Source organism: Flavobacterium sp. (genome assembly GCF_041392005.1).
GTDB lineage: Bacteria > Bacteroidota > Bacteroidia > Flavobacteriales > Flavobacteriaceae > Flavobacterium.
This window is the reverse complement of sequence record NZ_JAWKMX010000001.1, coordinates 36,895-61,214: the sequence shown is the minus strand read 5'-3', so window position 1 is coordinate 61,214 and position 24,320 is coordinate 36,895. Positions and strand designations below refer to the sequence as shown.

At 32.3% G+C, this 24,320-nt stretch carries 25 protein-coding genes; 13 read left to right on the top strand and 12 right to left on the bottom strand.

Annotated elements, in window-relative coordinates; translation table 11 throughout:
* Positions 1–15 precede the first annotated feature (15 nt).
* From R2808_RS00315 to R2808_RS00305, 3 genes are all read left to right on the top strand, one after another.
* Entirely contained in the window at positions 16–327 is a 312-nt protein-coding gene (locus tag R2808_RS00315) for a DUF3467 domain-containing protein (protein WP_371268930.1), read from the top strand.
* Between the two features lie 178 nt (positions 328–505).
* Positions 506–3,997, top strand: a complete 3,492-nt coding sequence (locus R2808_RS00310) for a GEVED domain-containing protein (RefSeq protein ID WP_371268929.1) — start codon at positions 506–508, stop codon at positions 3,995–3,997.
* Between the two features lie 80 nt (positions 3,998–4,077).
* Entirely contained in the window at positions 4,078–4,572 is a 495-nt protein-coding gene (locus R2808_RS00305) for a GNAT family N-acetyltransferase (protein ID WP_371268928.1), read from the top strand.
* Here R2808_RS00305 and rluF read toward each other — a convergent pair.
* A complete protein-coding gene (gene rluF, locus R2808_RS00300; protein ID WP_371268927.1) occupies positions 4,569–5,357 on the bottom strand; it encodes a 23S rRNA pseudouridine(2604) synthase RluF in 789 nt (262 codons plus the stop codon). The genes R2808_RS00305 and rluF overlap by 4 nt on opposite strands.
* 150 nt (positions 5,358–5,507) lie before the next feature.
* Between rluF and R2808_RS00295 the strand changes: the two genes are divergently transcribed.
* Positions 5,508–6,761: a DNA cytosine methyltransferase gene (locus R2808_RS00295; protein WP_371268926.1), complete on the top strand. Its 1,254-nt coding sequence runs from the start codon at positions 5,508–5,510 to the stop codon at positions 6,759–6,761.
* 1 nt (position 6,762) lies between these two features.
* A complete protein-coding gene (locus tag R2808_RS00290; protein WP_371268925.1) occupies positions 6,763–7,386 on the top strand; it encodes a hypothetical protein in 624 nt (207 codons plus the stop codon).
* 184 nt (positions 7,387–7,570) lie between these two features.
* On the opposite strand, the gene R2808_RS00285 is transcribed toward R2808_RS00290, so the two are convergent.
* Both R2808_RS00285 and R2808_RS00280 read right to left on the bottom strand, forming a co-directional pair.
* Positions 7,571–8,350, bottom strand: a complete 780-nt coding sequence (locus R2808_RS00285; RefSeq protein WP_371268924.1) for a zinc ribbon domain-containing protein — start codon at positions 8,348–8,350, stop codon at positions 7,571–7,573.
* 1 nt (position 8,351) lies between these two features.
* Positions 8,352–9,446: a Nif3-like dinuclear metal center hexameric protein gene (locus tag R2808_RS00280; protein WP_371268922.1), complete on the bottom strand. Its 1,095-nt coding sequence runs from the start codon at positions 9,444–9,446 to the stop codon at positions 8,352–8,354.
* 101 nt (positions 9,447–9,547) lie between these two features.
* On the opposite strand from R2808_RS00280, the gene lpxK reads away from it, so the two are divergent.
* Together lpxK and R2808_RS00270 are read left to right on the top strand one after the other, a co-directional pair.
* Positions 9,548–10,537: a tetraacyldisaccharide 4'-kinase gene (gene lpxK / locus R2808_RS00275; protein WP_371268921.1), complete on the top strand. Its 990-nt coding sequence runs from the start codon at positions 9,548–9,550 to the stop codon at positions 10,535–10,537.
* Positions 10,527–11,342 (top strand): purine-nucleoside phosphorylase, encoded by an 816-nt coding sequence (locus R2808_RS00270; protein WP_371268920.1) that lies wholly within the window; start codon positions 10,527–10,529, stop codon positions 11,340–11,342. Before lpxK ends, R2808_RS00270 begins: the two co-directional genes overlap by 11 nt.
* Here R2808_RS00270 and R2808_RS00265 read toward each other — a convergent pair.
* From R2808_RS00265 to R2808_RS00225, 9 genes are all read right to left on the bottom strand, one after another.
* Positions 11,331–12,773, bottom strand: a complete 1,443-nt coding sequence (locus R2808_RS00265) for an ATP-binding protein (protein WP_371268919.1) — start codon at positions 12,771–12,773, stop codon at positions 11,331–11,333. The two genes, R2808_RS00270 and R2808_RS00265, sit on opposite strands and share 12 nt — an antisense overlap.
* 118 nt (positions 12,774–12,891) lie before the next feature.
* Entirely contained in the window at positions 12,892–13,896 is a 1,005-nt protein-coding gene (gap, locus tag R2808_RS00260; protein ID WP_371268917.1) for a type I glyceraldehyde-3-phosphate dehydrogenase, read from the bottom strand.
* Between the two features lies 1 nt (position 13,897).
* Positions 13,898–14,551 carry a DNA alkylation repair protein gene (locus tag R2808_RS00255; RefSeq protein WP_371268916.1) on the bottom strand — a complete coding sequence of 218 codons (654 nt, stop codon included), beginning with the start codon at positions 14,549–14,551 and terminating at the stop codon, positions 13,898–13,900.
* Positions 14,551–15,426, bottom strand: coding sequence for a lipoyl synthase (lipA, locus tag R2808_RS00250; RefSeq protein WP_371268915.1), 876 nt, complete (start codon positions 15,424–15,426; stop codon positions 14,551–14,553). The genes R2808_RS00255 and lipA overlap by 1 nt, the downstream gene beginning before the upstream one ends.
* A gap of 94 nt (positions 15,427–15,520) precedes the next feature.
* Entirely contained in the window at positions 15,521–16,087 is a 567-nt protein-coding gene (locus R2808_RS00245) for an RNA polymerase sigma factor (protein ID WP_371268914.1), read from the bottom strand.
* Entirely contained in the window at positions 16,078–17,187 is a 1,110-nt protein-coding gene (locus R2808_RS00240) for a glycosyltransferase (RefSeq protein ID WP_371268913.1), read from the bottom strand. The genes R2808_RS00245 and R2808_RS00240 overlap by 10 nt, the downstream gene beginning before the upstream one ends.
* A 14-nt stretch (positions 17,188–17,201) precedes the next feature.
* Complete coding sequence (locus R2808_RS00235) at positions 17,202–17,405, bottom strand: membrane or secreted protein (RefSeq protein WP_371268912.1); 204 nt, start codon at positions 17,403–17,405, stop codon at positions 17,202–17,204.
* An 87-nt stretch (positions 17,406–17,492) separates the two neighbouring features.
* On the bottom strand, positions 17,493–18,500 hold the full coding sequence (murB, locus tag R2808_RS00230) for a UDP-N-acetylmuramate dehydrogenase (RefSeq protein ID WP_371268911.1): 1,008 nt from the start codon (positions 18,498–18,500) through the stop codon (positions 17,493–17,495).
* Between the two features lie 13 nt (positions 18,501–18,513).
* The gene (locus tag R2808_RS00225) at positions 18,514–19,593 is read right to left on the bottom strand and encodes a DNA replication/repair protein RecF (protein WP_371268909.1); all 1,080 of its coding nucleotides are present in this window, start codon (positions 19,591–19,593) and stop codon (positions 18,514–18,516) included.
* 148 nt (positions 19,594–19,741) lie between these two features.
* Here R2808_RS00225 and R2808_RS00220 point away from each other — a divergent pair, with 148 nt between their 5' ends.
* From R2808_RS00220 to R2808_RS00195, 6 genes are all read left to right on the top strand, one after another.
* Positions 19,742–20,521, top strand: a complete 780-nt coding sequence (locus R2808_RS00220) for a tol-pal system YbgF family protein (RefSeq protein WP_371268908.1) — start codon at positions 19,742–19,744, stop codon at positions 20,519–20,521.
* A 5-nt stretch (positions 20,522–20,526) separates the two neighbouring features.
* Positions 20,527–21,030: a 6,7-dimethyl-8-ribityllumazine synthase gene (gene ribH / locus R2808_RS00215; RefSeq protein WP_371268907.1), complete on the top strand. Its 504-nt coding sequence runs from the start codon at positions 20,527–20,529 to the stop codon at positions 21,028–21,030.
* A gap of 103 nt (positions 21,031–21,133) precedes the next feature.
* On the top strand, positions 21,134–21,370 hold the full coding sequence (locus R2808_RS00210) for a hypothetical protein (RefSeq protein WP_371268906.1): 237 nt from the start codon (positions 21,134–21,136) through the stop codon (positions 21,368–21,370).
* Between the two features lie 7 nt (positions 21,371–21,377).
* A complete protein-coding gene (locus tag R2808_RS00205; RefSeq protein ID WP_371268905.1) occupies positions 21,378–21,665 on the top strand; it encodes a riboflavin synthase subunit beta in 288 nt (95 codons plus the stop codon).
* Positions 21,666–23,537 carry a DNA mismatch repair endonuclease MutL gene (mutL, locus tag R2808_RS00200; RefSeq protein WP_371268904.1) on the top strand — a complete coding sequence of 624 codons (1,872 nt, stop codon included), beginning with the start codon at positions 21,666–21,668 and terminating at the stop codon, positions 23,535–23,537.
* Positions 23,534–24,292, top strand: coding sequence for a rhomboid family intramembrane serine protease (locus tag R2808_RS00195; RefSeq protein WP_371268903.1), 759 nt, complete (start codon positions 23,534–23,536; stop codon positions 24,290–24,292). The genes mutL and R2808_RS00195 overlap by 4 nt, the downstream gene beginning before the upstream one ends.
* Positions 24,293–24,320 lie beyond the last annotated feature (28 nt).

The window sequence follows — 24,320 nt, the reverse complement described above, 5'->3', positions numbered from 1 at the left end:
TTTAAATAATACATTATGGAAAATAATAAAGAACAACAACCTCAAATTAATATAGAATTAGACGAAAAAACAGCAGAAGGCATTTATTCTAATTTAGCAATTATAAATCACTCGCATAGCGAATTTATCTTAGATTTTATTGCAATGATGCCAGGCGTGCCAAAAGCAAAGGTTAAGAGTAGAATAATTCTTACACCACAGCACACCAAAAGATTATTAAGTGCACTGGCAGAGAACGTTAAAAAGTTTGAATCGCAGCACGGCATAATTAAAGAAGGCGAACAACCTAATATCCCTTTGAACTTTGGGCCTACAGGGCAAGCGTAAAAAAATAATAAAATAGTTAAAATAGCAATCAAATTTTCGATTGCTATTTTTTTTATAAAGCTTAAAAAAAACAATCGATTTTGTAACAATGAACGAAAAAAAACATATATTTGTTACCTTTATTAATTATTGTTTATTGAATTACTAAAAACGATTATCAACTTAAATTATGCTACAAATGAAGAAAATTACCAATTTATTATTAATTGCGTTTCTTATGTTTTCAGGATATTTATTTTCACAAGTAAATATTAATGAAACATTTGCTACAACGACAGCTCCGAGTGGTTGGGCATTAGGTAGTGGAAGTCTTACAACTACGCAATCTTGTGCTACTGCAGCTTGGAGAAAGAATGTTTACAGTACGACAACGGGTACAACATTGTCAACTCCTACTTGGACTTCTAATGGTCAAGATGTTCAAATTAGTTTCAAATATAAAATTGTAAACTGGTCTGCAGCAACAGCAGCTACAGATCCATATAATGGTACTTTAACTACTGAGGTTTCTGTAGATGGTGGAACAACATGGACAGTTACTGCTGGGCAAGTAAATAACTCAAATCACGTAGTTGCAAATACTTGTGCAACAGTTTCTTATGTGGTTCCTGGTGCGAGTGTGCCAAATGGAAACTCTATTAGAGTTCGTTTTAATGCAGTATGGGGAACTTCTGGAGATTATTATGTATATATAGACGATGTAACTGTACAACAAGTTTCTGTAACACCACCTAACTGTACAGCAGGTTTTGCTCCAGCAGATATGGCTACAGATGTTGCCAAAAATGCTACTTTAAGCTGGAATGCAGAAGCGTCTGCAACTTCTTACGATGTGTATTTTGGAACTACAACACCAGCTCCATTTGTAGGAAATCAAACAGCACTATCTTATACGCCAGCTTTAATGACTGATAACACTATGTATTACTGGAAAGTGGTGCCAAAAAATATAAATGGAGATGCGGTAGGCTGTTCAGAAATGAGTTTTACAACGGGTACAGGATTTGTTTATTGTTCGTCTGGTTTAACTACATCTGGAGGTGCTTCAGATACGGTTGCAGAAGTTACAATAGGTTCTTATTCATCGGGTAATGTAGGAGGTGTAGCACCATGGTATATTGATGTTAATAATACTCCTATATCTTTAGCACAAGGAACAATTGTTCCAGTTGCTATTACTATGGGTACAGATGGTACGCAGCATAGTGCTATATGGATAGATTTTAACCAAAATGGAGTGTTTGAAGCGTCTGAAAATGTAGCATTATCTACAACATCTGCAGGTTCAAGTGCGGTAGTAAATTATAATATAAATATTCCTCTAAGTGCAACATTAGGAGTAACTAAAATGCGTATTAGAGGTGCTGGCGATACTGCTTATACAGCTGCTGGAGCTTGTACAGGACAAGCATGGGGAGAAACGGAAGATTATAATGTAGAAATTGTAACTCCGCCTTCTTGTCTTGCCCCTACAGCATTAAGCGCAGGTACAATTACAGTAAATTCAGCAGAATTGAGTTGGACTGCTTCTACGAGTATGCCATCAAGTAATTATGATATATATTGGAGTACTAGCAATACAGCACCAGATGGTACAACTACACCTTCTGTAACGAATCAAACATCGCCTTATACCGCTTCTGGATTGTCAAGCTCTACTACCTACTATTGGTGGGTTCGTGCTAATTGTGGTGGTGGTGATACTAGTTCTTGGGCTAGTGGTGGTAGTTTTACTACAGTTTTATCTTGTGGAGACAATTTTTACGATTCAGGTGGAGCAGGAAGTGATTATTCTACAGATGAAAATATTACAACGGTTGTTTATCCAACAGCAGGAAATGTGGTAACAGTTACTTTTAGTAGCTTTGATACAGAAGAAGATTACGATTATTTAAAAGTTTATGATGGTCCCGATGATACTTATCCTGCATTACATTCTGGAGACGGTTTTTCAGGAACAACTATACCAGGTCCGTTTACATCAACTGACGCTTCAGGAGCATTAACTTTTGTATTTACTTCTGATTTTTCAGTCGTCGGTTCTGGATGGGAGGCAGTTGTTTCTTGTGCAGCATCTCCTTGTTCAGTAACTCACACATGGGATGGAACGGCATGGTCGCCAAGTGCACCGGTAGCTAATCAAAAAGCAGTTATCGCAGGTAATTATACAGGAGCAGGTTTCGAGGCTTGTAGTTTAGATGTTACAAGCGGAACAGTTGTTTTCGACTCTGGTACGTTAGTTATTGACGGTGTTATAACTGTTGATGCTGCTGCTAGTGTAACCTTAGAAAACGATATTAATTTAGTTCAAAATCAAGACGTAGCTAACGTAGGAAACATTACCGTGAAACGTAATAGCGAGCCAATGCTTTGGTTAGATTATACATATTGGAGTTCTCCAGTATCGGATCAAAACTTAATGGCGTTTTCGCCAAATACATTATGGCAACGTTTCTACAGCTATAACGAATCTGCTGGTGCATGGGCAAACGCAGATCCTGTAAACAGCAGTTTTGCAGAAGGAATAGGCTACAGCATTCGTGCCGATAATACACAACAAGCTACGCCAACTGTTGCGGTTGTTCACAACGGAGAATTTACAGGAGTTCCATTTAATGGAGATGTTTCTGTGCCAGTTACAGTAGGTTCAGGCGGTGGATTTAATTTATTAGGTAATCCTTATGCTTCTACAATTGATGCCGATACTTTCTTAACCGATAATGCGGCTACAGGTATTAGCACACTTTATTTCTGGACACACCAAAACCAATCGAATCAAGCTACAGGCGGAACTTACGACCAAAACAACTATGCTTCTTACACATTAGCAGGAGGCGCAGGTACTACTACTGCCGATAATAGTTCGGTTGTTCCAAATGGCGAAATTCAAATAGGTCAAGGTTTCTTTGTAGAAGCTACTACAGCTGGTAATGCGGTGTTTAACAATGCACAGCGTATGAATACAAATAGCGGACAATTCTTTAAAACAACTAATACAGTTGAACGCAACAGAATTTGGTTAAACTTTGGTAACGGCTCATTAGACCACAACCAAATGATGGTAGCTTATATGACAGGCGCTACTTTAGGCGTTGACACGGCAATAGATGGTAAATTACTATCAACAGCATCGTCTAATTTATATTCATTAATTGATAATACTACTGCTGAGTACGTAATTCAAGGTCGTTCATTACCGTTTGATGATAACGATGAAGTAGCTTTAGGATTTGTAGCAGCTACAGCAGGAAACTACACCATTGCTTTAGATCACGTAGATGGTTTATTTAACGACCAAGCTATTTATTTATGGGATAAACAATTAAACGTAATTCACGATATTAAAACAAGTGCCTATACATTTACATCAGCCGAAGGTCAGTTTGATGCGCGTTTTTCGTTAGTGTACAAAAACAATTTAAAAGCAGAAACAGCAGTAGTAACTGCAGATGCTATTGTGTATGTAGAAAATCATCAAATAATGATTTCAACAGGTAACCAATTATTAAAATCGGTTACAGTTTACGACATTCAAGGAAGAAAACTATTTAGCCAAGCTAATATAAACACTTCTGAGTTTGCAGTAGAAAAAGTAAACGCTACTAACCAAGTAGTATTAGTTGAAATTGAAACCGAAAATGGTAAAACAACTAAAAAAGTAAAGTTGTAATAGCAACCTACTTTTAAAATAAACTAACCGTCTCGTTACAAAACGAGACGGTTTTTTTATTTTTGTTCAAAATTTGTATTATGAAAATTGTAAAAGCCACGAGCAATCATATCCCTATTATCGAAAATTTGGCACAAAAAATTTGGCCAATAGCCTATAAAAATGTTATTACTCAAGAACAGATAAACTATATGTTAGGCTTGTTTTATGCTAAAGAAGCATTGCATACTCAAATGTTAACTAAAAAACATCAATTTTATTTAGTACAAAATGAAATGGACAATTATTTAGGTTTTGTATCTTTTGAAATTAATTGTAAACCTTCAAAAACTAAAATCCATAAAATATATGTATTACCCGAAAGTCAAGGTTTGGGTTTAGGGAAACTATTGTTTGAAAAAACAAAACAAGAAGCTTTAAAAGAAAATCAAAAAGCTATTTTTTTAAACGTAAATAAGTACAATAAAGCCCAATTTTTTTATGCAAAACTGGGTTTTACAATAGCCGAAGAAGAAGTAATAGCTATTGGTAACGATTACGTAATGGACGATTATGTTATGGAAGTACAGCTCTAGCGATTGCGTGTTCCATAATTGCGTTTACCCGAAAATCCTTTTTTATTACTAGGCAAACTCGCTTCTTCTGTTTTACTAGAAGGTTCAATTAAATTGTTTAAATCGTCTAATTCTTTTGTTGTTAACTCTCGATATTTTCCCACAGGAACATCAAGCGAAATATTAATAATACGCGTTCGTTTTAAAGCGGTAACTTCGTAATCTAAATATTCGCACATTCTACGAATTTGACGATTTAATCCTTGTGTTAAAATAATACGAAACGTAAATTTACTAATTGGTTCTACTTTACACTTTCGCGTAACAGTATCTAAAATAGGAATACCATTACTCATGCGTTGTATAAAACGATCGGTAATGGGTTTGTTAACCGTAACAATATATTCTTTCTCGTGGTTGTTGCGCGCCCTAAGAATTTTATTTACAATATCGCCATCGTTTGTCATAAGCAGTAAACCCTCACTAGCTTTGTCTAAACGACCAATAGGAAAGACACGTTCGGGATAATTGATGTAATCGACAACGTTGTTTTTTACGCTTTGGTTGGTTGTACACTCAATACCTACAGGCTTATTAAAAAGAAGATAAACAAAACCTTCTTTTTTTTCGTTTATAAGTTTACCGTTTACACGCACTTCGTCGTTTGAGCTAACTTTTGTGCCCATTTCTGGAATTTTTCCGTTAATTGTAACACAACCTTGCTCAATTAATTTATCGGCTTCTCTGCGCGAACAAAAACCACTTTCCGATAAAAACTTGTTAATACGTGTTTTGTTGTCTTCCATAGCGCAAAGATAGAGTTTTTAATTGTTTCTATTATTGTTAAGTTTAAGACTTGAAATTATATTTTATTTTGTTGAAATCTTTAAAAGTAATCTTAAAAAATAATTATATAAAATTGTAAATTGCACTTAAATAAAAATTTATTAAAAATAATGAGTAATACTTTAGCAATATCTTTAGATAAAATAAGAAGCGATAGAAAAAATCCAATTGCTGATTTTGACAATAAAGATGCTGTCATTACACATTTTCTTCATAATAATAAAAATGGAGTTTCTAAATTTTTTAGAAAGGATGCAATTGCATATACAAATGAAATAATTGAAAATTACGTTTCTGATGGATTAATTGAATATTTTACAGAATCAAATTATAAATTAGAAATTTTTCAAAATATAGAAATTCCATTTGTTCCAAATCAAAAACCAAAATTTAAGTTTATTGATTTATTTGCTGGAATCGGAGGGTTTCGATTAGCGTTACAAAATCTTGGTGGAAAATGTGTTTTTTCAAGTGAATGGGATAAAAAGGCTCAAAAAACGTATCGTGTAAATTTCGGAGAAACACCTTTCGGTGATATTACTAAAGAGAGAGTAAAAAAATATATTCCAGATGATTTTGATGTTTTATGTGCTGGATTTCCATGCCAAGCATTTTCAATTGCTGGAAAACGAGGAGGATTTGAAGATACAAGAGGAACACTTTTTTTTGATGTGGCTGAAATCATTAAACGAAAACAACCTAAAGCTATTTTTTTAGAAAATGTAAAAGGTTTAAAAAGTCATGATAAAGGAAAAACATTAGAAACTATACTAAATGTTTTGAGAAATGATTTAGGATATTTTGTTCCTGATCCAAAAATTGTGAATGCTAAAGATTTTGGATTGCCACAAAATAGAGAAAGAATTTATATAGTTGGTTTCCGTAAAGATTTACAAATTAGTGATTTTGAATACCCTAAACCAATTGATAAAACTGTTTCGTTTTCTGATGTTAAAGAGAAAGATGTAGTAGAAACTAAATATTATTTATCAACTCAATATCTTCAAACTCTTATAAAACATAAAGAAAGACATGAAAGTAAAGGAAATGGATTTGGTTATGAAATTATACAAGATGATGAAATTGCGAATGCTGTAGTTTGTGGAGGAATGGGACGTGAAAGAAATTTGGTTTTTGATGATAGAATAACAGATTTTACGCCAACAACTAAAATTAAAGGAAAAGTAAATAGAAATGGAATTAGAAAAATGACCCCAAGGGAATGGGCAAGATTGCAAGGTTTTCCAGATAACTTTATAATTCCTGTTGCAGATGCATCTGCATACAAACAATTTGGAAATTCAGTAGCAGTTCCTGCAATTGAAGCTACTGCAAATGAAATTTTAAAATTAATAGTTGAGTAAAATGGGTAAGCTAAACGAATTAAGTATAACTATTGGAAGAGATAACAAAGCTGAAGTTATTTTTGACAGTTTGTTTCCAAATTTTTTAGAAGTTGATTATAAAAAACCAAGTGAATATGTTCAAAAATATTGGAACGCATACGTTTCACATCCACAAGGTAATAATAATTTAAATGGTAAAGTTTTTGAATATATTTTAGCAACTTTATGTGTTAGAGAAGGGATTTTACCTTTATATATGAGTGCAAAAGTTGCTTTTGTTCCGAATGTTATTTATGATATTATGTTTTATTCATTGGAACGAGGTCCAATTTGTTGGAGTGTAAAAACAAGTTTGAGAGAACGATATAAACAAGCCGACCTTGAGGCAATAGCCTTAAAGTATGTTCATAGAAAAGCATTGAGTTATTTAATAACTTTGGAAGAAAAGGAAGCTAAAAGTGTAAAAGCAAAAATAAAGTCAGGAGATGTAATTGGATTAGATGATGTTATAGTTGCTACAAACGAAGAGTTTAATGATTTGATTAAAAAAATAAAAGAGTTTGAGTTTTCAGAACCACCAACAGTAAAAGTTATTGAAAGTAATCAGATTATCACTCGTGAAAAATTAGATTTAATTAAATAGGTTAAAAAATTAATGCTATCCATTGCAATAATCATAATCATTTTAATTCTCTATTTTGTTTCGCCAGGAAAAAATATAACCAAAAAGAAAAAAATTTCGTTTAAGAAACGAAATACTAGAAAATAGAAAATCCCGCTTAGTTTTTAAACCAAGCGGGATTTTCTGTATCTAAATTTACCAGTTTTTACAACTTAGCAAATAATTTATCCATTTCTTCTTTAACTTCTTCAGCCAAAACATTATCTACTAAAATACGTCCGCTGTGCTCGTCTGTAATAATTTTTTTACGGCCTGCAATTTCCATTTGTGTTTGCGGTGGAATTGTAAAAAATGAACCTGCCGAAGCGCCACGTTCTATAGAAACCACAGCTAAACCATTGCGAACGTTTTCGCGAATACGTTTATAGGCACTCAACAAACGGTCTTCTATTTGTTTTTGAAACTCGTCTGATTTTTTTAACAACAATTCTTCTTCTTTTTCAGTTTCAGACATAATATCTTTTAACTCGCCCTTTTTGTGTTTTAAGTGCGTTTGCTTGCTGTCTAACTTTTCTTTTGTTTGGCTTACAACTTCTTTCTTGTGTTCAATAGAAGCTTTCATTTCTTTAATGTGCTTTTCTGCTAATTGAATTTCTAATTCTTGAAACTCAATTTCTTTGCTTAGCGAGTTATACTCGCGGTTGTTACGCACATTATTTTGCTGGTCTTTGTATTTTTTAATAGCCGCTTTGTGCTCATCTATAGCATTTTTCTTTTCTTTTACTTGATGATCCACATCGTCTAACTCTAGTTTTAGTTTTTCTAAACGTTTGGTTAAACCTTCTACTTCAGCTTCTAAATCTTCAACTTCTAGCGGAAGTTCGCCACGTACGCTTCTAATTTCATCTATCTTAGAATCAATTAATTGTAAACTATAAAGAGCTTTTAATTTATCTTCAACAGTTAGTTCTTTTGTCTTTGCCATATTAAAAATATTGAACCGGGTTTGTATTTACATCTGATAAAACGATTGCAAAATTAGTGATTTTTTTTGTAAGATACTCAAATATATAATTTTTTGTAAATCTTTCGCTTTCAAAATGACCAATATCGGCTAAAAGTAATTGGTTTTCGGCTTCGTAAAATTGATGGTATTTTAAATCGGCAGTAATAAAAGCATCTGCACCTGCAGCAATTGCATTTTTAATCGCAGAACTTCCCGAACCGCCTAAAACGGCAACTTTTTGTATGGGTTTGCCTAAAAATTGACTATGACGAATACCGCCACAACCCATTTTTTCTTTTACAAGTTGTAGAAAATCAGTTTCTGAAACTGCATTTTTAAATGCGCCTAGCATTCCTAAACCTATATTTTGATGCGAATTAGTAAGCGAATAGATTTCGTACGCCACTTCTTCGTAAATATGATTATTGAAAAGGGCTTTTAAAATTTTGCTTTCTAAATGTTTTTCAAACGTTACTTCAATTTTAACTTCGGTGTTTTGTACCCATTCAAACTTGTTTCCAATTTTCGGATTGCTGTTTTCGTTGCCTTTATAGGTTCCTATTCCTTCCGAATTAAAACTACAATTTTCATAGTTACCAATATTTCCAGCACCTGCTTCAAATAGTGCATTACGTAGTTTTTCAGTATTTTCGGGAATTGTATAGGTAACCAGTTTTTTTATAAAATTTTGTTTCGGAATTAAAATTTTAGTGTTTGTTAAACCTAAAGCATCGCAAAATATTTTATTCACACCGTTTTTATGATTGTCAAGTGCAGTATGAATAGCATAAATAGCAATATCGTTCCGAATTGCTTTTATAATAGCTCGTTCGACATAGTTTTTACCTGTAATTTTTTTTAATCCGCTAAACAAAATAGGATGAAAGCAAACCACCAAATTGCAGTTTTTAGCAATCGCTTCGTCAATTACTTCTTCTAAAGCGTCGTGGCAAACTACTATTCCGTTAATTTCTTGATTGGTATTACCTACCAATAAACCTACATTGTCAAAATCTTCGGCATACGCCAAAGGTGCCATTTCTTCTAAAACTGAAATAATTTTGTGTAATTGCATTTTTTTAATTTAGGTATTTACAAATTTAAAAATCTATTTTTTAAACTTGCATAATAATGACTTTATTATTTAAAAATATTTAATTTGTTTACTTTCGTATTATGAAATTATTCCGAATTTTACTTGCTCCACTTGGAATCATTTATTGGTTGATAACCTATTGTCGTAATTTATGTTACGATTGGGGTATTTTTAAAAGCTATAAAATTCCTACAAAAAGTATAGCAGTTGGCAATTTAAGTGTGGGCGGAACGGGTAAAACGCCGCATATTGAATATCTAATACGATTACTTAGTAATAAAAAAATTGCTACGTTAAGTAGAGGCTATATGCGTAAATCGAAAGGTTTTGTTTTAGCAGATGAAAAGTCTACAGCAGTAATTTTAGGCGATGAACCGTATCAGTTTTATTCCAAATTTAAAAATCAAATTTCGGTTGCGGTTGATGCCAATCGTGAAAATGGTGTAAAACAGTTGCAAGAATTGGTTAATCCAGATGTTATTTTGCTCGACGACGCTTTTCAGCATCGAAAAGTAAAAGCAGGTTTTTATATGTTGCTTACGGATTATAACAAACTTTTTGTTGATGATTTTATTTTGCCTTTTGGCGATTTACGCGAATCGGCGATTGGAAAAAAAAGAGCAAATATGATTATTGTCACGAAATGTCCCAAAGATATTTCTGAAATTGCGATGCAAAAAATTAGAAAAAAATTACACGTAAGTGTTCCCGTTTTTTTTAGTACGATTTGTTATGATGAATTTGTTTATAATGATATTGAAAAATTGTCTTTATCAGCAATAGATGCTAAAGTAATCGTTGCTGGAATTGCGAGGCCAAAACCTTTTGTAGATTTTGTAAAAAAGGAAAATGATGAAGTTTTACTTTTTCCTGATCATCATAATTTTTCAGAGGAAGATATTGCAAAGATTTTGGCAATAGCCAATGGAAGAAAAATTATTACAACCGAAAAAGATTATACACGATTAAAAAATAAAATAAATAAAGAACAATTGTATTATTTACCAATAACTATCGAAATTAATAATGCAACTGCTTTTACTAAAATTATAAACGATTATGTGGAATAAAGTTCAAGAAACAGTAGCATTTATAAACGATAAAACCAACCAATTTTTGCCTGAATATGGTGTGGTACTAGGTTCTGGCTTAGGCGGTTTTGCAAACGATATATCAGTTGCGTACGAAATATCTTATGCCGAAATTCTAAATTTTCCTGTTTCTACTGTAGAAGGACATAAAGGCGCATTGTTGTTTGGAACTATTGGAACAAAAAAAGTGGTTGCCATGCAAGGACGATTCCATTATTACGAGGGCTACGATATGAAGCAAGTTACGTTTCCTATTCGGGTAATGAAATATATAGGTGTTGAAAAATTAATTGTTTCCAATGCTTCTGGCGGTGTAAACCCAAATTTTAAAGTGGGCGATGTAATGATGCTAACCGATCATATTAATATGATGCCAGAACATCCGTTACGAGGTGCAAACGACAATCGGTTTGGTCCACGGTTTTTAAATATGAGTGAGCCTTATGCTAAGAAATTGCAAGAAACGGCAATAAACATTGCTCATGAACTACAAATAGATTTGAAAAAAGGCGTTTATTTAGCTTTACAAGGACCAACATTTGAAACCCTTGCCGAGTATAAAATGGTAAAAGCTATGGGTGCCGATTGCGTGGGAATGTCAACCGTGCCCGAAGTAATTGTTGCACGCCACATGAATATGGAATGTTTTGGTATTTCGGTAATTACCGATATGGGCGATGAAGAAAATATTGAAGAAGTAAATCACGAAGAAGTTTTATTAGCAGCAAAATCGGCCGAACCTAAAGTGCGAGAATTAATAAAACAACTTATATTAAACAGCTAAATATTTACTAATGCTATCATAAAAAGAATCAGGTTTAAATGGTTTTGTAATAACATCGTTCATGCCAAATGATAGTAAGTGTTCTCTATTTTCATCTAAAGAAATAGCGGTTAAGGCAATTATTGGTGTAATGGTGTTAAATTTTCGTATCTGCGTAGTTGCTTCAGTACCATTTATACCTGGTAAATGAATGTCCATTAAAATTAAATCGTAAGTAGTTGTTTTAAGGTTTTTAATAGCTGCTTCTCCAGACTCTACTAGTGTTACCACTGCTTCTTTGTTCCTGAGTAATTTAAGTGTAATCATTTGGTTAATTTTGTTATCTTCAACCAAAAGAATTTTTTTGTTTTTATAACTTATGTTAACAGTAGGATTAACAGTAGTTGCTAGTATGGCATTGTCTTTTTCAAATTCAATTTCAAAGCTAAAAGTTGCCCCTTTTTTAGGCTCACTTACAAGATGAATATCGCTTTGAAACAATTCTAATGTTTTTTTTACAATTGATAAACCTAGACCAGTTCCGCCATAAGTTCTATTAATAGCAATAGCACCTTGACTGAAACTTTCAAATATTTCTTTTTGTTTTTCATAAGGAATACCAATGCCTGTATCTTTTATTTCAAAATGAATAACAACTTTATTGTTAGCGTCTAATTTTTGTGAAATAGTAAACCATACATTACCGTTTTTACTAAATTTTATAGCATTATTAAGTAAATTAATAATAATTTGAGAAAGTCGTGTAGGGTCGCTTATAATATTGTATTTAATTAACGGGTCAAAATTGGTAAGAAACGTAACATTATTAGTAAAAATAATTTCATTAAACGAAGCGTTTATGTTGTTAACCAGTTCTTTTAAGTTAAAACTAATGTGCTCAAGTTCAATTTTGCTAGATTCTAATCGGTTTATTTCTAAAATATCGTTAATAAAATTAAGCAAATAATTTCCAGAAAATTCTAAGGATTTTATATATTTTATTTGGTCGGCTCTAGGGTTTTCTTGTAAAAGTAAATACGAAATACCGTTAATTGCATTTAAAGGTGTGCGCAGTTCGTGGCTTACGGTTGCTAAAAACTCGGCTCGTATTTTTGATGCTTTTTCTACTTTTTCTTTTTCTTCTATAAGCTCTTTATTCGTTTTCATTAACAATTCGTTAGAATGTACTCGTATTCTATTATTTTTATACAACGATAAGCTTAATAACGATAAAATAGAAATTAGAGCAATACTTAAAATGCTTATTAATTGTGTAAATTGGTTTGATTTTTCTTGAATAGATTTTTCTTGTACTTGTTTGTCTTTATCAAGCAATTCAATTTCTTTACTTTGGATATTAAAATCAATTGTTTTGTAATGAAATACAGTGGTTTTTGGAAAGTTATCTAACGCTGTTATTAAATTGTTTTTAGAAATAATGCTGTTGGGCAATATGTATTGCGAGTAACTTGAAAAAGTTAGTAAAAAAAATAATAATATGAATAATAACTTTTTTATTTTCAATTGTTTAGGTTTATGGGTAAAGTAGGGAATTTTAATGATAAAAGTATTATTTTTTAGTCAAAAATACAATTAAATCAATAATTCGCGACGAATATCCAATTTCATTATCATACCAGCCAACAATTTTTACCATTTTGTCAATTACAGAAGTTAATTGTGCATCGAACAAACAAGAATGTGTATTTCCTATAATATCAATAGAAACAATTGGATCTTCAGTGTAGGCCAAAATTCCTTTTAAATTTGTTTCTGAAGCTTTTTTGAAAGCTGCATTTATTTCTTCGATAGAAATTGGTTTTGTTACGTTAAAAGTAATATCAGTAAGTGAGCCATCTGGAACAGGAACTCGAATGCCGCAACCTCCAATTTTACCCGATAATTCAGGAAAAATTTTTGTTAAAGCTTTGGCCGCTCCTGTAGTGGTTGGTACAATTGATTGCGCTGCGCCTCGAGCTCTTCGTAAATCTTTGTGAGGTTGATCGTGTAAACTTTGATCGGTAGTGTAGGAGTGAACCGTGGTAATATAGGCTTGTTCAATTTCGCAAAGCTCTTGCAAAACCTTTATCATGGGCGCAGCATTGTTGGTGGTACAACTAGCATTCGAAATTATTTTTTCGCTACCATCAATAATCGATTCGTTCACACCTAAAACAATAGTTTTTATTTTATCGTCTTCAGGTGGAACAGATAAAATTACTCTTTTAGCTCCTACATGTAAATGTTGTTCTAATAATTCTGTAGTTTTATGTTTTCCAGTACACTCAATAACAAAATCGATATCAAATGGTTCCCAATTGAGATTCTTAATTTCTTTTTCATGAAAAAATAAATATTGTTTTTCATTAACTAAAATTCCATTTTCATTAGAAGAAATAGATTCTTTTAATACCCCATGAATGCTGTCATATTTCAATAAATGCGCCATGGTTTTGTTATCGGCAATGTCATTTATAGCAATAACTTCAATAGTAGGATGGTTGAGTAATAATCGAAATAGATTGCGACCAATTCGTCCAAAACCATTAATTGCTATTCGAATTTTTTGAGGCATATTATAAATATTTACTGGCTTCTTTTTTACTTAAAGATGCTAAAGTGTGATTGGAGATAAATTGACGTACCCATTCTGGATTTTTTTTAGCATATTCTCGCAACGACCAACCTATAGCTTTATTAATGAAAAATTCTTTTGAGTTGAGGTTGCTGGTAATAGCGTAAGTTAAAAACGCTGTATCTGTTTTTTCTTTTCCTTTTAACTGGCTAATTATAGTAGTTCTTTTCAACCACATATCGTCTGTAGCATTCCATTTTTTTAAAATAGCTTTTGTTTCAGGAAACTGATAAAACATATAGCCAATTATATGGCTAGTAATGGTATCAATAGAATCCCACCATTGATGGGAAGTTAATAATTTTAATATATTATCAAAATCATTGGCTGTAAGATGTTTTTTTTTAGCAATAAGATAATCCATTGCTACATAATGCATTTCTCGTTCTTTGTAATTCCAAAGTTCAAAAACTATTTTCCAATCAATATTTTTTTCACTTTTAAGTGCTTGTAAATAGGGTTTCTGAATTGCTGTTCTTATTGGGTTTTGAACGCCAATAAATGGAAAATTATTTTTCATATACTTTTCCATAGCCACCTTTTTTTCAGGATTTGAGGCTAAACAAAGATCATTATATAATTGAGAAAACATCATTACAAAATGTGTTTTTCTGCATGATATGAAGAACGTACCAATGCACCACTTTCAACATGACGGAAACCTAAGTCTTTCGCTATTTTTTCATATTTTTCAAATTGCTCAGGGCGAATGTATTCTTTTACTGGTAAATGTTTTTTGCTGGGTTGTAAATATTGACCAATAGTAACGATATCTACTTTAGCATTTGCTAAATCATGTAAGGTTTCAATAACTTCTTCTTCGGTTTCGCCCAAACCTAGCATAATACCCGATTTGGTTCTGTTGATGCCTTGTTCTTTTAAATATTTTAAAACTTCCAAACTTCGGTCGTATTTGGCTTGAATACGAACTTCACGCGTTAATCGACGTACGGTTTCCATGTTGTGCGAAACTACTTCGGGTGCAACTTCAATAATACGATCAATATTGCGATGTACGCCTTGAAAATCTGGAATTAAAGTTTCTAATGTAGTATTTGGATTCATTCGACGAATGGCTTTTACGGTTTCTGCCCAAATTATCGAACCCATATCCTTTAAATCATCACGATCAACCGAAGTTATAACTGCATGTTTAATGTTCATTAACTTTATTGAACGTGCTACTTTTTCAGGTTCGTCCCATTCCACATCTTCAGGTCGTCCAGTTTTTACACCGCAAAAACCACACGAGCGCGTGCAAATATTTCCTAAAATCATAAAAGTAGCCGTGCCTTCGCCCCAGCATTCGCCCATATTGGGGCAACTGCCTGATGTACAAATAGTGTTGAGTTTGTATTTGTCAACCAAACCACGCAAATCGGTATAGTTTTTACCTGTTGGTAATTTTACGCGTAGCCATTTTGGTTTGGGTTCTCTAGGAGGAAATACGTTTTCAGTAACTTCTTTCATTTCATGAAAAATTTGAAATGCAAAGATACAACTTGAAATTTAGAAATTAGAATTTAGAAATTAGAATTTTGGGACTTTACAAAACCATTATAAATTACTTTTTCTTCGAAATAATTTCGGCTAATAATTTTTTAGCACGTAGCAATTTTATTTTGATGTTATTCAGTGGTTCATCAAGCACTTCAGCCATTTCTTTATAGCTCATTTCTTGAAAATAACGCATTTGAATAACTTCTTGATAAGCAGGTTTTAATTGTTTAATACACAACAAAAGTTGCGATAAATTTTGCTCTGTAATTAGTTCGTCTTCAGCAGATGGAGTATCATCAATAATATTAATTGTTTGGTTATGATTGTTGTTGTCAATTGTTACAAATAAAGACGATTTCTTTTTGCGAAGCAAATCGATATGTACATTTTTTGCAATGGCAATTAGCCAAGTATTAAAAGCAAAATCGGTATTATAAGATTGTATTTTGTCGAAAGCTTTGGCAAATGTTTCAATTACAATTTCCTCGGCATCGTATTCGTTTTCGGTGCGTTTTAGCATAAAACCATATACTTCGTTCCAATAAAAATCGAGCAAAAAAGTAAAGGCAACTTGGTCGCCTTGTTTTGCTTGTTGTATATTAGCTTGAATAATTTCAGAAGTTATTTCCAATGGTTCGGTTTTGAAAAAATATTAGTTATAAAAAGCGATAATTGTGTGAAGATAACAATTATTTCGATAATTGGAAACCAATACATAACATCTTTTTCTTTTAATTTTTCTGATGCCATTCCTAGTGAAATCCATGTAAAAAGATAACGAACAGCAACAAGAGTTAGTACAATTATCCATTTATGTTGAAAAGCCAGTAAAATTATGGCTAGTATTAAAAAAGACAATTGTGAAAAGTAAAATAATCCTAATTGGAATTTATCGAACGTTTTATAATGTTTTGCCGTTGTAATATGGCGTCGTTTTTGCGTAATCCATTCCTTAAAGGTATGCTTTGGTTCAGAATAGGTAAAACTATCTTCCGAAAAACAGATTGTTGTATTTTTAGCCGTTGCGGCTTGGTTTATAAATAAATCGTCGTCGCCAGAACGAATTTTCATATGATCAATAAAACCGCGAACATTATAAAATTCGGTAGTTTTATAAGCTAAATTTCGACCAATTCCCATATAAGGTTTGCCATTTTTTGCCCAAGCAAAATATTGTGTAGCAGTTAAAAGGGTTTCGAAACGAATAATTTTATTTAAAAACGAGTTTTTAACTTTTGTATAAGCGCCATAACCCAAAACTATCGTCTTTTTCTCGGTAAAATGTGCTGTCATTTCCGAAATCCAATTTTTAGAATTTGGGAAACAATCGCCATCGGTTAACAATAAATAATCGTTTTTAGCAGCTTTTATTCCTAAAGTTAGTGCGTATTTTTTATTGCCCCAAAAAGCTTCATTATTAGCTACTTTAACTAGTTTTACACGGCTGTCTTGTTTTTCAAATTCTTCAAAAATATCGAGGGTTTCATCGGTAGATGCGTCATCAATTAAAACCAATTCAAAGTTTGGATAGTTTTGTTGCAGTAGTAACGGAACAAATTGTTTTACATTTTTGGCTTCGTTTTTAGCGCAAACTATTACTGAAACCGAAACTTTTTTTGGCGTTCCATTTCTAGCTTTTAAAAACGAAAATTTTCCAAAAATAACAATATAATATACAAATTGAATAAGCGTAACCACGCCTAAAGCATAGAGTAAAATTTCTAAAACCATAAAAAAGGTAAAACTTAAGAATGTGAAGTTTCGTTACAATCTTGATACTGGTCTGGCGTTCTGCCGCAAAAGCTACAACTTTCGCCTTCTTTGTTTAAAAACGGACTTTGGCTAGCACAAGTTCCGGCAAATTTACCATCTTTTTTACTCCAAATTTTAATGGCAATTCCAGCAACTGCTACTAATAATAATCCTATGGTAATTAATGCAAGTTTCATAAAAGTTTATTTGGTGCAAATTTACAAAAGAAAAATGATTTCCAATTGATAATTCGTAATTGATAATTCGTAATTGATAATTCGTAATTAAATAATATTCACTTCTGCATCAATGGCAATGCCAAATTTTTCTAAAACTGTTTTTTGTATCAATTTCGACAAATCAAAAATTTCTTTTCCAGTAGCTTCGCCATAATTTACTAAAACCAGAGCCTGATTTTTGTGAATACCCGCATCGCCAAAACGTTTTCCTTTAAAACCAGCTTGTTCAATAAGCCAACCTGCAGGCACTTTAACTTCGTTTTCGGAAACTTTGTAATGCGGCATTTCAGGATAATTTTGAACTGCCTTTTCGTAAAGTTCTTTTGAAATAATAGGATTTTTGAAAAAACTTCCGCTGTTGCCCAGCTCTTTCGGATTGGGTAATTTGCTACTGCGAATGGCGATTACAGCTTCGCTAATAGTTTTAATTGTTGGGTTTTCAACATTCATTTTCGCTAATTCAGCATCGATTGCGCCGTAAGAAGTGTTGAGGTTGTGTTTCTTTTTAGTCAATTTAAAAATAACCGATGTAATAATGAATTGGTTTTTTAATTCATTTTTAAATACACTTTCACGATAGGCAAATTGGCATTCTTCATTTGTAAACGTTCGCATTTGCTGTGTGGCAACTTCCATAGCTTCGCAGCTAAACATAGTATCTTTTATTTCCACGCCATAGGCACCAATATTTTGTATGGGCGTTGTGCCCACATTTCCAGGAATTAACGATAAGTTTTCGATACCACCAAAATCTTTGGCGATACACCATTGTACAAATTCATGCCAATTTTCGCCTGCATTTCCTTTTACCCAAACGAAATTTTCGTTTTCTTTTACTACTTCAATTCCTTTTATATTTATATGAACAACTAGTTTTTCAATGTTTTGAGTGAGTAGCATATTACTTCCGCCACCTAAAATAAAAATATCGTGATTATTTTTTAGAACATTTGCTAATTCTTTTGTTGAAGTAACTTCAATAAACGATTTAGCTTGTGCTTCAATTCCGAAAGTGTTATAGTTTTTTAGCGAAAAATGATGTTGGTAGTTCATTTTAAAAAAAGAATTACAAATTAAATATTTTATACGATTGGTGTGTTTGTTTTACAATGCCTTCGGTTCGTTCTTCATGCGTGTCGGAAATAAAAATTTGCCCAAAAACATCATTATCAACCATAGTTACTATTTTTTCAACTCTTGACGCATCTAGTTTATCAAAAATATCGTCAAAAAGTAAAATAGGCGCAGAACCATTTTTTTGTTTTAAAAAGGCAAATTGGGCTAATTTTAACGCTATTAAAAACGATTTTTGTTGTCCTTGCGAGCCAAATTTCTTAACAGGGTAACCTTCAATTTCAAACATTAAATCGTCTTTATGAATTCCAGAACTTGTATATTGAATAACTCGATCTTTATTGCGGTTTTCTTTTAGCAAATCGTTAAACGATTTGTTTAACAACTGACTCTGATAAACCAAATCTACATTTTCGGCTTTATTTGAAATTTCGGTATAATATTTTTTGAAAATAGGAATGAACTGCGCTAAAAATTGTTGGCGTTTTTCAAAAATGACATTACCAAGCGGCACAATTTGTTCGTCGTAAATGGCTAAATTGTCGTTATCGAAAGTGTTGTTTGCTGCAAAATATTTTAGTAAAGCATTGCGTTGCGAAATCAGTTTTTGATATTGAATTAATTCGTTCAAATACAAATTATCTTGAGTTGAAATTACACTATCAATAAATTTTCGTCTGGTTTCACTTCCTTCCGAAATTAAATCGTTGTCTGAAGGCGAAATAATAACTAAGGGAATAAAACCGATATGTTCCGAAAGTTTTTCGTAAATTTTATTATTGCGTTTTACTATTTTTTTTTGCCCTTTTTTTAAACTGCATGTTATTTTTTCGTCTTTATCGTTTTTATAAAAAACAGCATCTAGTAAAAAAAAATCTTCGTTGTGTTTAATGTTTTGAACAGCTTGCGGATTAAAATAACTTTTAGTATATGCCAAATGATAAATAGCATCTAAAATATTGGTTTTGCCTACACCATTTTTCCCCACAAAACAATTAATTTTACTATCGAAAGTAAATTCGTTTTGCGCTATATTTTTATAATTGATAAGATGAAGCTGCTTTAAAAACACAATAAAAAATTTGGTTACAAAAATAATAGATATTCCACAAAGTAGCTTTTAAAATAAAGTTTTTTAAAACGAATGTTATTTTTAAATTATTTTTTATGTGAGTTTCAATAAAAATTATATTTTTGCACCTCTAATAAATTTGAAATAAATGGCGACTTATAACAAAAGAGGTTACAAAGCTCCTAAACCGAAAGAAGAAAAATTTGAAAATGAATTCGAAGAAGTAGTTGATACTTCAGATAGTACAACAGCAGAGGTTTTTGATGCGCTTGATGAAACAGCAAATAAAACCGAAGATTGGGTTGTAAAAAATCAAAAGGTAATTTTAGCAGTTATTGCGGTTATTGCATTAGCTACATTAGGCTACTTTTTTTACAATAAATTTGTGGTTGAACCTAAAACCGAGCAAGCTTTAAACGATATTTATCAAGCACAATCATACTTTAACGAAGCACTTACGAACACAACAGCTCAAGATTCGTTGTTTAAATTAGCACTTAACGGAGGCGAAGGTAAACAAGGTTTTGTTGGTATAGCCGATACTTATAGCGGAACTAAAACAGGAAATTTAGCAAACTATTACGCAGGTATGTCGTATATGCACTTACAAGATTTTAAAAATGCTGAAAAATATTTATTAAATTTTAAAACCGATGAGGTTGTTTTAGGTGCTATGGCGCAAGGTGCACTAGGCGATGCGTATTCAGAATTAGGTAAAGTTAACGAAGCTATAGAAGCATACAAAAAAGCAGCTTCAATTAGTGAGAACGATTATACTGCACCAAGATTCTTAACAAAAGCCGCACAATTAGCATTTTTAAACAATAAAAAGGAAGAAGCTAATAAGCTTTTTACAGAAATTAAAGATAAATACGAAACTTCTAGAGAGGCTCAAAATATTGATGCTTACATTGAAATGACAAAATAAGCTAAATGGCTACCGAAAATAAAAATTTATCACAATACGATAAAGCTACAATCCCAAATGCGGAATTATTTCGGTTTGGGATTGTTGTTTCAGAATGGAACGAAACCATAACCGAAGGTTTGTTTAACGGAGCAAAAACAGCACTTTTAGATTGTGGTGCTTTAGAAAAAAATATAATTCGCTGGAATGTTCCAGGTAGTTTCGAATTAATTTTTGCCGCAAAAAAAATGCTAGAACATAGAGATGTAGATTGCGTTATTGTAATAGGAAGCGTTATAAAAGGCGAAACCATGCACTTCGATTTTGTTTGCGAAGGCGTTACGCAAGGAATTAAAGATTTAAATGTTAACTATAGCAAACCTACTATTTTTTGTGTGTTAACCGATAATACTATGCAGCAGTCTATAGATAGAAGTGGTGGTAAACACGGCAATAAAGGAACCGAAGCGGCAATTGCTGCTATAAAAATGGCAGCCTTAAAAAGAAATATATCCCTAGATAAAATATAGCATTTCAAATTCAAATAGAATCCCGATTTATTCGGGATTTTTTCTTAACAAATATTTCAGGAAAAAATCTTCAAAAAATCCGTATTTTTGAAAAAAATCGAAAATGAAGCTTGGGAAAGTAAAAAATAAAACGTTTAAATACCAACCTCGATTTTTAAAGGAAAATGTAACAGAAATAACAGACGATATAACTTCAGAAAAAAATGATTTTATATTGAAATGGAATGAAAATCGAAAACAAAATAGAAAAGTAAAAGGCGCTTTGTCATTACCCATTTATATTGCGCTATTGCTTTTAGTGTTAATTGGGTTATATATAGCAAATTTGTATATAAAGTAAATGTAGTATGGGACTTTTGAGTAGAAGAAAAAATAAAAAATTTAGTTATCAGCCACGTTATTTTGACGATAAAGGCAAAGGAAATCCGTTTGAAATAAAACCAATGTTCGACGAGTTCCGAGTTACGGTAGGAAACAACAAAGGCTTAAAAGCAAAGTTTATTGCTGCTTTGAACGATTTTAAACACAATCAAAACAAAGAAGCAAACCGAAGAATACTTATTATTGTAGCGGTTTTACTGATTGTTTTTTTAGTTATTATCGATTTCGATTTGTCTATTTTCAAAAGAAAGTAAATGCCAAGTATTATTCAACTTTTACCCGATCATGTTGCCAATCAAATTGCAGCTGGAGAAGTAGTGCAACGCCCAGCTTCGGTTGTAAAAGAGTTATTAGAAAACAGTATTGATGCCGCTGCAACCGATATAAAGTTGGTTATAAAAGATGCTGGAAAAACACTAATTCAAGTTATTGATAACGGTAAAGGAATGAGTGTAACCGACGCCAGAATGTGTTTTGAACGCCACGCTACTTCTAAAATAAAAAATGCCGAAGATTTATTTAATTTACATACTAAAGGTTTTCGTGGCGAGGCTTTAGCATCTATTGCTGCAATTGCGCATGTAGAGTTAAAAACCAAACAAGACCAAGAAGAATTAGGAACACATATTATTATTGAAGGTAGTAAATTTGTTTCGCAAGATGTGGCGGTTTTACCCAAAGGAACTTCGTTTTTAATTAAAAATTTGTTTTTTAATATTCCTGCAAGGCGAAATTTCCTAAAATCAGATACGGTTGAAATGCGTCATATTGTAGATGAGTTTCAGCGTGTAGCATTGGCGCATCCTCAAATTTATTTTACATTACTTCACAACGGAAGCGAAATCTTTAATTTACCGCCATCTAATTATCGTCAACGAATTGTAAATATTTTTGGCGGAAAAACCAATGAAAAATTAGTTCCTGTAACCGAAGAAACCGAATTGGTTAAAATTACAGGCTTTATTGGTAAACCCGAATTTGCCAAAAAAAATAGAAACGAACAATTTTTCTTTGTTAACAATCGCTTTATAAAAAGCGCCTATTTGCACCACGCCATTACCAATGCTTACGAAGGATTAATAAAAGACGGTTGCCAGCCAAGTTATTTTTTATATTTAGATGTGCCACCAAATACTATTGATATTAATATTCATCCTACAAAAACCGAAATAAAGTTCGACGACGAGCAATCGTTATACGCTATTCTTCGCGCTTCGGTAAAACATAGTTTAGGACAATTTAATGTAGCGCCTGTTCTCGATTTTGAACACGACCAAAATTTAGATACACCTTACAGTTATAAAGATAAAACAAGCAATATGCCAAGTATTCAGGTAGATGCTAATTTTAATCCGTTTGCGAGTGAAGAAAAATCAGAAAATTCAAATTCACGTTCGGTTTCGTTTGCTTCAAAAGGTAATTTCATTCCTAAAAAAGAAACGCAATCGTGGGAAAGCTTATATGTTGATTTAAAAAATGATACAAGAGCAATAACATCGTCTATTTCATATGAAAAAGAAGAAGAAGTAGGCTCATTATTTACTGATGAAAAAGTAGCAACAGTAACATCGTTTTATCAAATTCATAAAAAATATATTGTAAGTTCTATAAAATCGGGAATGTTAGTTGTTGATCAAAACAAAGCGCATCAGCGTGTTTTATATGAACAATTTTTAACAAATATTACGGTTCAAGAAGCAGCGAGTCAACAATTATTATTTCCATTAGAATTGTATTATTCGTTCGACGAAATCGAATTCATAAAAGAACTACAAGTATCCTTAGAAAATACAGGTTTTGTTTTTGATGCTATAGGCTCGGAAAGTGTTCAAATTTCTGGAATTCCAGTAAATGTTCAAGAAAGCGAAGTTTCAATTGTTTTAGAAGAATTAATTGCTAATTTGCAAAGTGAAATTCCAAATAATAATTTTTCATTACATGATGGCATAGCCAAAACAATGGCAAAAAGTTTAGCCGTAAAAACAGGTACAACTTTAACAAGTACAGCGCAAGAAAATTTAGTACATTCGCTTTTTGCTTGCAAAGAACCTACAATTTCACCTTTTAATAAACCCACTTTTATAACGTTAAGTGTAGAAGATTTAGATAAAAAATTTGCTTTATGATGCGAATGACCGAAATGGTTAAGCATTTGCTAATCATTAATATTATATTTTTTATAGGAAGCCAAATAGCACCACAAGCAGAGGAATTATTTGCGTTGTATTATTTTGAAAATCCAAAATTTAAAATTTGGCAACCGCTTAGCCATATGTTTATGCACGGCAATCTTATGCACATTTTCTTCAATATGTTTGCGTTGGTTTCCTTTGGTACTGCTTTAGAACAATATTGGGGAAGCAAAAAATTCTTGTTTTTCTATATTTCTTGTGGCATAGGCGCTATGTTGCTGCACACAGGTGTAAATTACTACGAGTTTCATTCTAATTATAACTTTTTAATAGAAAATGGTATTTCGGCTGAGGGTATTCAAACCTTATTACAAGGCGGAAGTATTAATGTAAATAGTACTGCAGACCAGTTTTTAATGCAAAACGCTATAAATAAAATGTCTATGGCTTATAATGTGCCTGCTGTGGGTGCATCGGGTGCAATATATGGGCTGTTAGTTGCGTTTGCGTTTATGTATCCAAATGCAGAATTGGCTATGATGTTTATCCCAGTACCTATAAAAGCAAAGTATTTTGTGCCTATAATTTTAGGAATTGATTTGTTTTTAGGTTTACGAGGCGATTCATTATTCGGTGGAACAGGAACAGGCGTAGCACATTTTGCTCATCTTGGTGGTGCAATTTGCGGGTTTTTTATGATGTGGTATTGGAAAAAAAATCAGTTCGATAAAAACCGTTGGGATAGATAAGTAGAAGTCAAAAGTCAAAAGTCAAAAG

What these genes read in the sequence shown, in the direction of transcription:
- R2808_RS00315 (WP_371268930.1), top strand. Translation starts at nt 16, where the DNA reads ATGGAAAATAATAAAGAACAACAACCTCAAATTAATATAGAATTAGAC.
- R2808_RS00310 (WP_371268929.1), top strand. Translation starts at nt 506, where the DNA reads ATGAAGAAAATTACCAATTTATTATTAATTGCGTTTCTTATGTTTTCA.
- R2808_RS00305 (WP_371268928.1), top strand. Translation starts at nt 4,078, where the DNA reads ATGAAAATTGTAAAAGCCACGAGCAATCATATCCCTATTATCGAAAAT.
- rluF (WP_371268927.1), bottom strand. Translation starts at nt 5,357, where the DNA reads ATGGAAGACAACAAAACACGTATTAACAAGTTTTTATCGGAAAGTGGT.
- R2808_RS00295 (WP_371268926.1), top strand. Translation starts at nt 5,508, where the DNA reads ATGAGTAATACTTTAGCAATATCTTTAGATAAAATAAGAAGCGATAGA.
- R2808_RS00290 (WP_371268925.1), top strand. Translation starts at nt 6,763, where the DNA reads ATGGGTAAGCTAAACGAATTAAGTATAACTATTGGAAGAGATAACAAA.
- R2808_RS00285 (WP_371268924.1), bottom strand. Translation starts at nt 8,350, where the DNA reads ATGGCAAAGACAAAAGAACTAACTGTTGAAGATAAATTAAAAGCTCTT.
- R2808_RS00280 (WP_371268922.1), bottom strand. Translation starts at nt 9,446, where the DNA reads ATGCAATTACACAAAATTATTTCAGTTTTAGAAGAAATGGCACCTTTG.
- lpxK (WP_371268921.1), top strand. Translation starts at nt 9,548, where the DNA reads ATGAAATTATTCCGAATTTTACTTGCTCCACTTGGAATCATTTATTGG.
- R2808_RS00270 (WP_371268920.1), top strand. Translation starts at nt 10,527, where the DNA reads ATGTGGAATAAAGTTCAAGAAACAGTAGCATTTATAAACGATAAAACC.
- gap (WP_371268917.1), bottom strand. Translation starts at nt 13,896, where the DNA reads ATGCCTCAAAAAATTCGAATAGCAATTAATGGTTTTGGACGAATTGGT.
- R2808_RS00255 (WP_371268916.1), bottom strand. Translation starts at nt 14,551, where the DNA reads ATGATGTTTTCTCAATTATATAATGATCTTTGTTTAGCCTCAAATCCT.
- lipA (WP_371268915.1), bottom strand. Translation starts at nt 15,426, where the DNA reads ATGAAAGAAGTTACTGAAAACGTATTTCCTCCTAGAGAACCCAAACCA.
- R2808_RS00240 (WP_371268913.1), bottom strand. Translation starts at nt 17,187, where the DNA reads ATGGTTTTAGAAATTTTACTCTATGCTTTAGGCGTGGTTACGCTTATT.
- R2808_RS00235 (WP_371268912.1), bottom strand. Translation starts at nt 17,405, where the DNA reads ATGAAACTTGCATTAATTACCATAGGATTATTATTAGTAGCAGTTGCT.
- murB (WP_371268911.1), bottom strand. Translation starts at nt 18,500, where the DNA reads ATGAACTACCAACATCATTTTTCGCTAAAAAACTATAACACTTTCGGA.
- R2808_RS00220 (WP_371268908.1), top strand. Translation starts at nt 19,742, where the DNA reads ATGGCGACTTATAACAAAAGAGGTTACAAAGCTCCTAAACCGAAAGAA.
- ribH (WP_371268907.1), top strand. Translation starts at nt 20,527, where the DNA reads ATGGCTACCGAAAATAAAAATTTATCACAATACGATAAAGCTACAATC.
- R2808_RS00210 (WP_371268906.1), top strand. Translation starts at nt 21,134, where the DNA reads ATGAAGCTTGGGAAAGTAAAAAATAAAACGTTTAAATACCAACCTCGA.
- R2808_RS00205 (WP_371268905.1), top strand. Translation starts at nt 21,378, where the DNA reads ATGGGACTTTTGAGTAGAAGAAAAAATAAAAAATTTAGTTATCAGCCA.
- mutL (WP_371268904.1), top strand. Translation starts at nt 21,666, where the DNA reads ATGCCAAGTATTATTCAACTTTTACCCGATCATGTTGCCAATCAAATT.
- R2808_RS00195 (WP_371268903.1), top strand. Translation starts at nt 23,534, where the DNA reads ATGATGCGAATGACCGAAATGGTTAAGCATTTGCTAATCATTAATATT.